The sequence below is a fragment of the Halochromatium sp. genome, from assembly GCF_054919635.1.
The window spans coordinates 1-12,019 of sequence record NZ_JBUDPI010000086.1; the positions used below are offsets into that span (position 1 = coordinate 1).

12 protein-coding genes are annotated in these 12,019 nt (G+C 63.5%); 7 read left to right on the forward strand and 5 right to left on the reverse strand.

The genetic code is table 11. The annotated features are described in order from the left end of the window. The 5 genes from ACY693_RS07360 to ACY693_RS07380 form a co-directional block, all read left to right on the forward strand. Positions 1-1,201: sensor histidine kinase (locus tag ACY693_RS07360; protein WP_462321181.1), on the forward strand; the 1,201-nt coding region annotated here is incomplete at its 5' end. After that, on the forward strand, positions 1,198-2,523 hold the full coding sequence (locus ACY693_RS07365; RefSeq protein ID WP_462321182.1) for a sigma-54-dependent transcriptional regulator: 1,326 nt from the start codon (positions 1,198-1,200) through the stop codon (positions 2,521-2,523). The genes ACY693_RS07360 and ACY693_RS07365, both read left to right, overlap by 4 nt. Positions 2,524-2,862: 339 nt before the next feature. Beyond that, entirely contained in the window at positions 2,863-6,711 is a 3,849-nt protein-coding gene (locus ACY693_RS07370) for a sensor domain-containing protein (protein WP_462321183.1), read from the forward strand. A 25-nt stretch (positions 6,712-6,736) separates the two neighbouring features. Then, positions 6,737-7,024 (forward strand): hypothetical protein, encoded by a 288-nt coding sequence (locus tag ACY693_RS07375; RefSeq protein ID WP_462321184.1) that lies wholly within the window; start codon positions 6,737-6,739, stop codon positions 7,022-7,024. Positions 7,025-7,223: 199 nt separating this feature from the next. Next, complete coding sequence (locus ACY693_RS07380) at positions 7,224-7,835, forward strand: PD-(D/E)XK nuclease domain-containing protein (RefSeq protein WP_462321185.1); 612 nt, start codon at positions 7,224-7,226, stop codon at positions 7,833-7,835. A 127-nt stretch (positions 7,836-7,962) separates the two neighbouring features. On the opposite strand, the gene ACY693_RS07385 is transcribed toward ACY693_RS07380, so the two are convergent. From ACY693_RS07385 to ACY693_RS07400, 4 genes are all read right to left on the reverse strand, one after another. Further along, a complete protein-coding gene (locus ACY693_RS07385) occupies positions 7,963-8,547 on the reverse strand; it encodes a Uma2 family endonuclease (RefSeq protein ID WP_462321186.1) in 585 nt (194 codons plus the stop codon). 253 nt (positions 8,548-8,800) lie between these two features. After that, on the reverse strand, positions 8,801-9,226 hold the full coding sequence (locus ACY693_RS07390) for an AMP-binding protein (protein WP_462321192.1): 426 nt from the start codon (positions 9,224-9,226) through the stop codon (positions 8,801-8,803). Beyond that, positions 9,181-9,456, reverse strand: a complete 276-nt coding sequence (locus ACY693_RS07395) for an ATP-binding protein (RefSeq protein WP_462321187.1) — start codon at positions 9,454-9,456, stop codon at positions 9,181-9,183. Before ACY693_RS07395 ends, ACY693_RS07390 begins: the two co-directional genes overlap by 46 nt. Further along, positions 9,428-9,568 carry a hypothetical protein gene (locus ACY693_RS07400; RefSeq protein WP_462321188.1) on the reverse strand — a complete coding sequence of 47 codons (141 nt, stop codon included), beginning with the start codon at positions 9,566-9,568 and terminating at the stop codon, positions 9,428-9,430. Before ACY693_RS07400 ends, ACY693_RS07395 begins: the two co-directional genes overlap by 29 nt. Before the next feature lie 229 nt (positions 9,569-9,797). Between ACY693_RS07400 and ACY693_RS07405 the strand changes: the two genes are divergently transcribed. Further along, positions 9,798-10,025, forward strand: coding sequence for a hypothetical protein (locus ACY693_RS07405; RefSeq protein WP_462321189.1), 228 nt, complete (start codon positions 9,798-9,800; stop codon positions 10,023-10,025). Between the two features lie 27 nt (positions 10,026-10,052). Here ACY693_RS07405 and ACY693_RS07410 read toward each other — a convergent pair whose 3' ends face one another. Then, on the reverse strand, positions 10,053-10,844 hold the full coding sequence (locus ACY693_RS07410) for a helix-turn-helix transcriptional regulator (RefSeq protein ID WP_462321190.1): 792 nt from the start codon (positions 10,842-10,844) through the stop codon (positions 10,053-10,055). 284 nt (positions 10,845-11,128) lie between these two features. On the opposite strand from ACY693_RS07410, the gene ACY693_RS07415 reads away from it, so the two are divergent. Then, positions 11,129-11,926 carry an NAD(P)/FAD-dependent oxidoreductase gene (locus tag ACY693_RS07415; protein WP_462321191.1) on the forward strand — a complete coding sequence of 266 codons (798 nt, stop codon included), beginning with the start codon at positions 11,129-11,131 and terminating at the stop codon, positions 11,924-11,926. Positions 11,927-12,019 lie beyond the last annotated feature (93 nt).

Below are 12,019 nucleotides of genomic sequence, written 5' to 3' on the forward strand. Positions count from 1 at the left end.
ATTGGTGGTGGCGATGGACCGCGCGGGTGGATTCTATGCCGCAACCGAAGGCGGACGCAGGCTCGCAGCAGCTGACCCAGGCGTCGAGCGATTAACGGCCTTGGCGCAGGCGCTTGATCGCAAGGCCCTGCCGCCGCAAGGGGCACTGACCATCGAGCAGGCCCAGGGCTTCGTGACGGCCGCCTCGATTGCGCGCGATCGGCAGACGCTGGGGCTTGTGCTCGTTGACTACCCCTTATCGGCGCTGCAGGAGCACTTTCTCGCGCTCTTCCGAGCCGCGCTCGGCTATGGCCTGCTGTTGCTGATCATCCTGTTCCTCGTCGGCTGGGCGCTCGGCAAGCGGCTGATGCGCCCGATCAGCGCGTTGCGTGAATGCATGAAACGCGTCGGGCAAGGAGACCTCAGCGTTGACTGTGGAACCGTCAACAGTCGCGATGAGATCGGAGAGTTAGCCCGCGGCTTCGACGAAATGCTCAACGGCCTGCGCGAGAAGCGTTTCCTCGAGCAGGAGATGCGCCAGTCCGAGCGGCTCGCCGCGGTTGGTCAGGTGTCGGCAGGACTGGCGCATGAGATCAATAACCCGCTTGGCGGGATGCTCAACGCACTGGACACCTTTAGGCTTCATAGTGAGCAGCCCGAGATGGATCGTAAGACCCTGGATCTGCTGGAACGGGGCCTGCTTCAGATCCAAACCACGGTTCAGGCTCTGCTGGTGCAGGCACGCGCCGACGCGCATCCGCTGACGGCGAGGGACCTCGAGGACTTACGCACCCTGATCCAAGGCGAGGTGCATAAGAAGCGCTTGCGACTCAGTTGGCATTGTAATGTCGGCGAGGGCGCGCTCGCGCTACCCTCGTCGGCCGTGCGCCAGATCCTGATCAACCTGCTCCTCAACGCCATCCAAGCGGCGCCCCAGCAAGGTCGCGTGGCGCTGCGCTGCGTCGCGCAGCGCGCCCATCTCTGGCTGCGGGTTGAGGACGATGGACCGGGCGTCGCTGAGGCGGATCAGCGTAAGCTCTTCGAGCCCTTCTTCTCACAGACCGGCGGCCACGGACTCGGTCTTTGGGTGACATATCAGACGGTCCGCCAACTTGGTGGCAGCATCGAGGTGATGGCGCTGGCACCCGGCACCGCGATGGAAGTGCACCTTCCCTTTAGCCGTCGGTCGTCGACCAACCGGACCTCGGAGAACGACACGTGAGCGGCCTCTGTCTCGTCGAAGATGATCTGATCATGGGCGAATCGCTCGTCGAACGTTTCCGGCTCGAGGGGCTCGAGACGGCCTGGCATCGCGACGCCGAGGCGGCCGAGTTGGCGCTGAAAAACCATCGCTTTGACCTGGTGATTTGTGACATCCGCCTGCCTGGACGATCCGGCGATGAGCTCTTTGAACGACTCCGCCGCAGCGGCGTCACCCTGCCACCCTTCATCTTTATCACCGGATACGGCGACCTTGAGCGTGCCGTCGATCTGCTGAAGAGCGGAGCCGCGGACTATATCACCAAGCCCTTTTTGCTCGATCAGCTGCTGAGCCAGGTCCGGCGGCTCATCGCTGGCCCAGGTGGAGCAGGAAGCGAGACAGGTGCCCTCGGCGTCTCTGCGCCGATGGCGCGCATTCAGGCCTTGATTGAGCGTGTGGCGCCCCTCGATACCACAGTGCTAATTATGGGAGAGACAGGCACGGGCAAGGAGGTCGTTGCACGGCTGATTCACGCGCTAAGTGGGCGTGGGGAGTTTGTTCCCGTCAACTGCGCGGCATTGGTCGAAACCCTGGCCGAGTCGGAGCTGTTCGGCCATGAGCGCGGGGCCTTCACGGGCGCCCACCAGGCGCACGCCGGGCTCTTTGAGCGTGCCACAGGCGGCACCCTCTTCCTCGACGAGATCGGGGACATGCCGCTAGCGCTGCAAGCCAAACTGTTACGGGTTCTCCAGGAACGAGCCTTGGTGCGGGTTGGGGGCCGCAAGCTGATCCCGACCGACATTCGCATCATCTTAGCAACGCACCAGAACCTTGAGGACCTGGTCACAGCGGGACGTTTCCGTGAAGACCTCTTCTACCGGATCAATGTCGTTCAGCTCAGAGTTCCCGCGCTGCGAGAACGGCCTGAGGACATCCCGTGGCTTGCCCAGTGTTTCCTCAAGGAGTGCGCGCGGCGCGCGGGCGGGCCGCCGCGGCAGCTGAGCGAAGACGCCGAGCAGGCCTTGCGCGAGCACGCTTGGCCAGGCAACGTTCGTGAGCTGCGCCATACGCTGGAGCGCGCCTGTATCTTTTGCGACGGACCACGGCTCACGCGCGCGGACATCTTCCCAGCGACACCGGTCGACGAGCAACGCTGCGAGCCCGAGCCAACACTAGCATCCTACCTTGAAGGTTGCGAACGGCGGTACATCGAGCGGGCCCTGGAGGTGAATGAAGGTCGTATTGTGCAGACCGCACAGCATCTGGGGATCAGCCGCAAGTCCCTGTGGGAGCGGATGCGGCGGCTATCCATACGCCGACCCGACACCACAAGAGATGACTGACCGCAGCGCGATTGTTATCGCCCTAGCGGCGCGCAGGCTATCAAACCATGCTGCACCAAAACACGAGAAACCGCTCGACGGGGCGATGCATTTAGAGTATCCGGCGAGGCCAGCGAGCTGTTAGCCTATCAGGGGGTGCCTGCGCAGCGACGAGGCGGCTTTCCCAAGACGAGCTGATCGCTTTCGACACGGAAGACGAGGCCTTCGCAGCCTTCGAGATCGTTGGCACCGTTGCATTCGCGCCGTCGCCACCTGCCGAAGACGAGGCCACGCTTCAGATGCAAATGGACGTTGGTTCACACAAGGTGCTCATCGCGCAATCGGGCAAGGTCAAGGCTAATGACTGGCAGAGAGCAAACAGCAGCGGTCCCGGGCTCGAATTCGATAGAAGAGGCTCTTGAGCTCTCCCAGCAGGTCCGTGAAGCGCTGGCCGCCGGACGTCTTGACCTGGCCGAAGCGGCCTTTGCGGAGCGCGCTCGGGATCAGGACACCCTGATCGAGAGCCTGCGGGTCTACGAGGCTGAGCTTCAAGTCCAGAACCAGGAGCTGCGTCAAAGCCAGACGCGGATCGAAGAGGCGCTGACCCGCTTCACCGCGTTTTTCGAATCCTTGCCGATTGCTGAGCTTATCCTCGATGCGCGCGGCTTTGTGCTCGAAGCCAATGCCGCCGCTGAAGCGCTCCTTGCGCTCAAGTTGCCCCACCTCCAGCAGCATCCACTGATTCGCCGGATTGCAGAGCCGAATCGTGCGCGCGTCATTGAAGCACTCAACCAGGTGCTCGAAGCGCGCGACGCGTCACTGAATGAGGTCAGCTTGCGCGGCGCCGACGGTGCGACCGTCATTGCCGATCTGCACCTCGCCCGGCTACCGGATGGACCGGAGCAGACGCCGCAATGCGTCTGTGCCTTGGTGGATCGACGCGAGGCCGTGGCCCAACGCTCGGTGCTGCAGCTGCGCGATCGCGCGCTTACCGAGCGCATCAAAGAGCTCGACTGCCTCTACGATATCGCCAAGCTTAAGCTGCAGCACGATGTTCCAAGGAACGAGGTGCTGCAGCAAATCGTCGATCGTTTACCCGGCGGACTGCAGAGGCCGGGGCTTGCAAGCGCCTGCATCGAGCTCGCTGACCAGCGCTTCACCGCGTCGGGTTTCGCCGCCAGTGACCACCGCATCGAGGCCACCTTCACTGCACCTGACGAAAGCCAGGGACGCATTCAGGTGGTCTATGTGGAGGCGGGGACCGAGGCGGCGCCCGCGTTTCTCCCAGAGGAACAGGAACTGGTCGCTACCGTCGCCAGCCATGTCGAAACCTTCCTGCAGCGCCGGCAGATGCAATCCGCCTTGCGCGAGGCACACGAGGCCTATCGCGTCCTCGCCGAGTACAGCCCGGAGTGGGAGTATTGGCTCGGCCCCGATGGACGCTACCGCTACCTCTCGCCGGCCTGTGAGCGCATTACCGGTTATCCGCCCGAGGCCTTTCAGGGCGAGTCGGACCTGCTCGCCGAGCTGATCCACCCCGACGATCGCGCGGCCTATCTCGCCCATCGCAATGCCGTGCTCTCACCCGAGATGCCGGGCATCGCGGACTTCCAGCGTTCGGAGTTTCGGTTTCGCGCCAAGAGTGGCGCCTGGATCTGGCTCGACCACCAATGCGCCCCGGTGACCGGAGAGGACGGGCGCTGGCTCGGTGTGCGCGGGTGCAACCGCGACATCACCTCACGTAAGCAAGCCGAGGAGCAGCTCCAGCACTCGCGCTGGCTGCTCGAGCAGGCCGAGCGCCTGGCGGGCCTCGGCGCCTGGGAGATCGACATCGCCAACCGCCGGCTCACCCCGTCGGCGAACTGGAAACGGCTCCACGGCGCGACGGCGGATAGCTATGACCTGGAGACGCTAATCGCCACCTATGCCCATCCGGACGACCGCACGGCCATTGAGGCGGCGATGGAGCGGGCCTTGTGCGGCGACGGGCGTTATCAGCTCGAGCATCGCATCCTGCGCGCTGACGATGGCCGAGTGCGCGTCGCCGAGGTGACCGGTGAGCTGATCCGTGATGCCGACGGCCAGCCGTGGCGGATGGTCGGCGTTGGCCTCGACGTGACCGAGCGCAGACAAGCGGAGGACGCCTTGCGCCAGAGCGAAGAGCGGCTGCGCTTGACGCTCGAAGCCACCAGCGACGGCCTCTGGGACTGGGATGTTCGGTCGGGCAGCCTGACCGTGAACGACCGCCTGTTCGAGATGCTCGGCTTCGCGCCCGGTGAGCTTGAGCCGAACACCGAAGCGTTCATTGCGCGGTTCCATCCGGACGATCGCGACCCGGTGATGGCCGCGCTTGAGCGCCACCTGCACGATAATACCCCCTACGATGTTGAGTTGCGCATGCAATGCAAGGCCGGTGATTGGCGCTGGGTCCATGCGCGTGGTCAGGTCGTCGCGCGCGATGACAGCGGCGAGGCGCTTCGGGTTGTCGGCACCAATACCGACATCGACGTGCGCAAGCGCGCCGAAGAGCAGTCGCGCCGTGCGGCGCAGGTCTTCAAGAGCACAGCCGATGGCGTGATCATCACCGACGCGTCACACCAGATCCTGGCCGTCAACCCAGCCTTCACGGAGATCACCGGATACACTGAGGCCGAGGTTGTCGGCGCGCCCCTGACGCAGTTGCAGATCAATGCCGGTCGTGAAGAGGTATTCGCGGGCCTGCGCACCGACCCCGGGCAGAGCGGGCGTTGGCGGGGCGAGGTTTGGAAGCGACGCAAGGATGGTGAGCCGTTTCGCGCCCGGATGGCGGTCACCGGGGTCACCAGCGCTAACGGGGACCTCGCCGAATACGTGATCGTCTTCAGCGACATCACGCGCCTGCACCGCACCGAGGAACAGCTCGACCTGGCCAAGAACTACGACGCACTGACTGGACTGGCCAATCGGGGCCAGTTCCGCGGTCGCCTACAGGACGCACTGCAGCGCGCGCGGCGCAGCCGCAGCCAATTGGCCGTGCTGATCCTCGACCTTGATCGCTTTCACGTCATCAATGAGTCGCTAGGACAGGCGGGCGCCGATCAACTGCTGGTCTTGATCGCCGGTGCACTCACGCGGGGGCTGCGTCCGAGCGACACGATCGCGCGGCTCGGTGGTGATGAATTCGGGCTCCTCCTCGAACCGGTCGCGAGTACACACGAGGTCGCCGGCATGGCCAGCCGACTCCTGGCGCTCTGCGCCGAGCCCAAGATCATCGACGGCGAGACGCTGGTCATCACCGCGAGCATCGGCATTGCGCTCTACCCAACCGACGGCCAGACGGGAGAGACGCTGATGCGCCATGCCGACGTGGCGCTGAAGCAGGGCAAGGAGCAAGGCTGCCAGTCCCTGCAGTATTTCGAAGCGGCCTTGGCGCAGAGTGTCGAGACGCGATTGCGGCTCGAGTCCGGCCTGCGTCGGGCGCTCGCCAATCACGAGCTCGAACTTTGTTACCAACCTCAAGTCCACCTGGCCGACCGTCGCCTCATTGGTGCCGAAGCCTTGCTGCGTTGGAGGAGCGAGCAGCTCGGGCTCGTGTCGCCGCTGCAGTTCATCCCGATTGCCGAGGAGCTCGGCTTGATCGGCGAGATCGGCCGGTGGGTCCTGGCCGAGGCCTGTGAGCAGCTCGCAGCTTGGGATGCCGCGGGGTTGCGGCTGCCGAGACTGGCCGTCAACTTATCGACACTGCAGCTTGAGCAGGGCGACCTGGTTGCGGACATCCAGCGACTCTTGGCACAGACGGGCCTCGACCCGGCCCGTCTCGAGCTCGAAGTCACCGAGTCGCTGATTATGCGCCAGGCGGACCGGGCGATTGCCAGCCTTCACGCGCTGCGCCGGATCGGTGTGCGGCTCGCGGTCGACGACTTTGGCACCGGCTACTCCTCGTTGGCCTACCTGCGCCGCTTGCCGATCCATCAGCTCAAGATCGACAAGAGTTTTGTCGACGACCTAAGCCAGGATCCGCAAAGTCAAGCGATCGCCAGCGCGGTGATCGCCCTCGGCAGCAGTCTTGATCTGGAGGTACTTGCCGAGGGCGTGGAAACCCAGGAGCAGGCCAACTGGCTGCTCGATGCCGGCTGCGAGCTGGGTCAGGGCTACCTGTTCGACAAGGCATTGAGTGCGGGCGACCTGGTCGAGCGCTGGTTGGGCGGTGCTGCGGCCACTCGCGGTTGATCCAGGCGGGCAGCTTTGACGTGGGATGGGAATAGCTCGGCGGCGACACCGTGAGCCATCTGCAACTGGTCTTGCAGGCGAAGCACTGGAGGACGGTGCTGGTGTGGTGACCGCCGACGTGACGGTCAGCCCCGATGCGACGCCGACGGAGGCGATCCCGGAACGATTCTGGCTGCCGAAGCAGATGCCGCAAGAATGGGTCGATTCCTGGGACCGTTGGTTTGCACGGGGAGAGGATTACTACCAGACCGTAACGCTTCCGTATCTGGCCCGTGGTGAGATCGCGGAGTATGTCCCGCCTTACATGAGATGAAGCCGGCTGCGGGTTGTCGCCAGGCGTCGTCGCGCTAATCTCGTAATCCTCTCGCCAGCGCTGGATTTAGCAACGTCTGCTATGGGTCGGAAGCTGTCCTTGCGGACTGATCTAGGCGGTTCCGGGCTGCCATGCGAGGAGAGTACGCTGGGAACAGACTCCCCGAGCACGCAGCGCGCACGACACCCATGACCGATCATTGCTCTACTACCTCGGTCTGCTCAGCTTTGCCGGCGAGCGCGAGGGCCGGCCGCTGCTCAAGATACCCAACCGCACCGTGCGCCAGCTCATGTACGGTTATCTGCGCGCGGCCTATGACGAGGTTGGCGTATTTCGCCCCAGCACCTATGAGATTTCCGACCGCCTCAACAAGATGGCCTACCGCGGCCAATGGGAAGGCTTCTTCGACTATTTGGCGGAAGAGATCGCCCAACAGGCCAGCATCCGTGACTTCCTGCAAGGCGAAAAGGTGCTCCAGGGCTTCCTTCTCGCCTGGCTCAACCTCTCACCCTATTTCCGCGTCTTCTCCGAGGTTGAGCAGGGCGGCGGTTTCGTCGATCTCTACCTGGCGCCGTTCTACTTCCGCTACCCGGACATGCGCCATGCCTACCTGATCGAGCTGAAATACCTCAGCCGCTCGGGCGACAGGCCCGCCAAGCGCGCACAGCTCATCACCGACGCCCAGTCCCAGCTGCGCCGCTATGCCGCCGATGCGCGCATCGGCGCCGAGCTCGGCGCTGCGACCCTGCACCCGATCCTGCTGCTCTACAGCGGCTGGGAGCTGGTGCATCGCGAGGCGGTGGCGAGCTAGGAACACAAACCGGCCCGCTAGACAAGCTGTTGCAGCTGTCCCAATAATTGGACCTCGCTCAGCAAGGCTTCGCCTAAGCCAACACCCTGAGACAACCTGGATGCGTTGTGCTTGGCTGCCCTGGTTGCTACCAGATCTCGTCGACGCCGATACGCAGACTCGGCAGCAGCAGCGGTGCCACGACTTCGCCTGGCTCCGGTCTTAGGACCAGCCGATAGTCGTCGACGCCGGGCTCCCGGAACAGCTCCAGGCGCCGATGCTGGAGGTCGACCAGCCAGACCTCGGGGACCCCGTGAGCCGCATACAGAGGTACCTTGACCTCGCGGTCGTAGCGCAGCGAGCTGTCGCAGACCTCGATCACCAATAGCGTATCGGTTGGCGTGGGATTCGCGCCTTCGTAGAAGTCATCGCGCGGGCGTAACAGCATCAGGTCCGGCTCGGGCTCCGAACGGGGTTGCAGCGTCAGCGGATTCTGCACGGAGATCAGCGCATCGTCCCCAACTCGCAAGGTCAACAGTCGGTTCAGGCGATTATTCTTTCCGGCATGATCAGGTTTGATCGGTGGCATGGCACGCAGCGCTCCGTCAATCAGTTCGACGCGGTCGTCTTCATCGAAGATCCCAGCCTGGATCATCTGATGGTAGGCATCGACGCTCAATGGAAAGATCGGACGTGTCTCTGCGAGGAGGGGCTCAGCGTCGACAACAGGCATGGTAGACCTCCGGTCGATAGGAAACGGGCGATCGCGGCAGTGTCGGCTCGCGTTGGGTTGGATCAACGAAATCGCTGATGACAGTACCAGATGTGCCTCATATCGTCAGCGCCTGGATCACCATCGGCACCTTGGCACACGGCGCGTTGGAACTCAGAGCCTGCAGCTTGCCGAGACGATTGCCTGGTTGCTGCCAGCGGTCGGTCTGACGATCGGAGCCGAGTTCATGAACGGGGCGGGTATCAAGCTAAAATCAGGCTTCAGCTTTCTGGTTGGGCTGCTGTTGATGGGCCTGAGCTCGTTGGTGGTCCTGCCATCGCTCGGCGCCGTGCGCGATGCGGATCGACTCGAGCATCAGCGGATGAATGCGCCGGTTGCGCACATAGAGCCGCAGAACGGTCGAGGTGCCGCACAGCACCGTCGCCTGATGCCGACTGATCGCATTGGCCACGCTCAGCGCATCAGTGGGGTCAGGATGGCAGATCATCGGGATGCCTTCGACCAGCGGCATGAAGGTGGTCACGGTAAGGCCGAAGGCATGAAACAGCGGCAGCGTGGCCATGATCCGGTCATCGTGCAAGGTGTCCAGCATGTCCGAGACCTGGGTCAGGTTGGCCATGATGTTCGCGTGGGTCAGCTCGACCCCCTTGGTTGTGCCCTCGCTCCGACGGCAAAGCAGGTGCTGGCGCCGGGCCGCGAATGCAGTGTCACTGGATGCTCGAGCAGTTGGCGCAGTCGTTGCCTCACGGAGAGCCCGAGCCCCATGCCCGTTGGACGGCGCTGGTCGCTCCGTGGGAGTTGGACAAACTCATCGAAGATCCTCTGCTGCTGGTCGAGCGCAATGCCTTTCCCATTGTCTCGGACCTCGATCACAACGCGGTCATGGCAACAGCGAGCACCCACCAGCACCCCCGACGGGATCGTACTGGTCGAAGAGCACGACCATCATCAACAGCAGCACACCGAGACGGAAGAGGTAGCTGTGCAGCGAGATCAGCAGACCCAGATTCCAGATCTTCAACGCTCGATCAACCCGAGCCGCAGCGCCTCCTGGACCGTATCGGTGCGATTGCTGGTGTGAAGACGGTCCGTCAGTCGCGCCAAGTGCGCCTTCACGGTATGCACGGATTTCCAATTGATCAGCGATCTCTTTGTTGGTTCGCCCTTTCGCGAGGCAATCGGCCCGCGCGAGGCCACTTGCGGCCATCGATGAGACAAGCAGTCCGAGGCGAAAACCGAGATTGTGCGGCATGGTGCTCTGCTCAATCCTCGAAGGCCTGGTTCTCAACGTTGAGCAGCCGCACCGGGTGGATGGCCTCGAACGGGAGGCTGCCTTCTTTGAAGACTTGTTCGAGTGCAGCGCTGTCGCCACCCCCCTTTTCTGCCGTTTCGTGAGTGCCTGCAGCTGGAGCGCGGCGCGTTCGCTGCTGATGCGCTCGGTGGCGAGGTCGCACGAGCACGGCACCGGACACTGGTGACGCGGCCCCGCGCGGCGGGGCCTTGCGTCATCCGGTGACCGACCGGATCGCAGCTTGAGGCCTCTGTCCTGCGGTCGCGGAGCGTTGATGGATCAGGCGCATCAACTGGACTTGGCTGTTGGTGTCGGTCTTCTGCAGCACAGACCGGAGCTGGGAACGAACGGTATGATACGAGCGGTGCAGCCGATCCGCCGATCTCTTCAGGGACCCGGTGTCGACGAGCACTTCCACCAGTTTGGCCTCGGCGGGAGTGAGTCCGTACCCGACGGCCAGGGAGTCGTAGTCAGGCTGTGGCGCATGCGCATGCATCGGGATCGCTGCTTGTAACGCAAGGGCACGCACGATGTGCGCGGCGTATTGATTCAGGACCGCAAGCTCTGTGTCCTCGTAACTCCCGGCGCCCTTTGGACGTGGCAGGTTCAACTGTATCAATCGTCCGTCCTGGCATCGGAAACGCCCTCCCGACGTGTAGTAAACGCCGTTCTTGACCCACCAGTCCTGGAAATACTCCGTCTTCACCAACTCCTTATAAGGCACGTATCGGTCCCCCGCCACAAAGCTGTTCTTCGGCAGGTTCCCCGCCTCGAACAGCTCGGTCCATGGGCAACTCGCATGGTAATAGTCGACGTACTCTTGCCAGAGTGATTCCTCAGGATTCGAGATCGAGAGCATCTCGACACCGCCAGAGCGCTCGTCGATCGCGAACATGAGGCTCTGCTCGGCCCCGAACTGGCGTCTGATACGCTCGATGACATCGTCCCAGTTCGAGCGCCCCAGGGGCACATCGTAGATCTGCCCGATCAAATCCAAGCTCACCATCGCACCACCCCCCTCGAGAAGCAGACATGGTCGCGGTGGCAAGCGCATCGAGCGTGCCGTCGTACGAACGCTTGCCCTGAGGGTCTTGATTAGAGCTGACTTCCCACGCTCATGCAACCGCTCGGACGCTCGACTGGCCGCCACCAGCGGTCCCGGACATCGTCCAAATCGTCTGCGCGTTTCACCCAAATGGGTGATTCCATGACCTCGACGATGCGGTAGAAATACTCCACATTGATCAAGAGTTGGGAGGGGTCACCGTGAAGATCGATGTCGATGTCGCCGTGATCGGCGCAGGCCATGCCGGTCTGAATGCGGTCAAGGCGGTCCGCAAGACCACCGACCGCTGGGTCCTGATCAATGGTGGCCCCCTCGGCACCACCTGTGCCCGGATCGGCTGCATGCCCTCGAAGGTCGCGATTCACCTGGCCGACACCTACAAGACCCGGGATCGGCTCAGCCGCTTCGGCGTCTCCGGCGGAGAGGGCCTCGCGCTCGATGAACGCGGCGTCCCCGCACATGACCCGCAGACGCTGCAAGTGGGGCGCCTGCCGATCTACCTGGCGGGCGATGCGGATGGCCGGATCGCGAACCTGCAGCGCGCCGCCGAGCAAGGGCGGATCGCCGGCCACAACGCGACCCATCGCAAAGCGCTGCGCTACCGCCACCGAACGCCGATGTCGATCATCTTCTCCGAGCCGAATATCGCCTTCGTCGGCAGCCGATTCGCGGAGCTGGATCAAGATAAAACGGTGGTGGCGACCCAGCGTTTTGGGCCGGTTGGGCGGGCGCTGATCATGGGCCAGAACCGGGGCCTGCTGCGGGTCTATGCGGCGCACAAGAACGGGCGGCTGCTGGGCGCCGAGATGGTCGGCCCACGCTGCGAGCATCTGGCGCACCTGCTGGCCTGGGCGGTGGAAAGTCGGATGACCGTGAGCCAGGCCCTGGATATGCCCTTCTATCACCCCGTCATCGAAGAGGCGTTGCAAGACGCGCTGCTCGAATTACGCGGACAGATCGAGCGTGCCAAGGACGACAAGCGCCGCTTCGTCTGGTTTAGGAGCCCCGCCCCACAAGGATAGATCTTCAAAGCCATTCTTCAGGAGCCGCCATGACTGATTTGCTGCCTCGTGTCATCCGTTCCGGCAAGCCCTTGCTGCTGTATGCCGTGATTG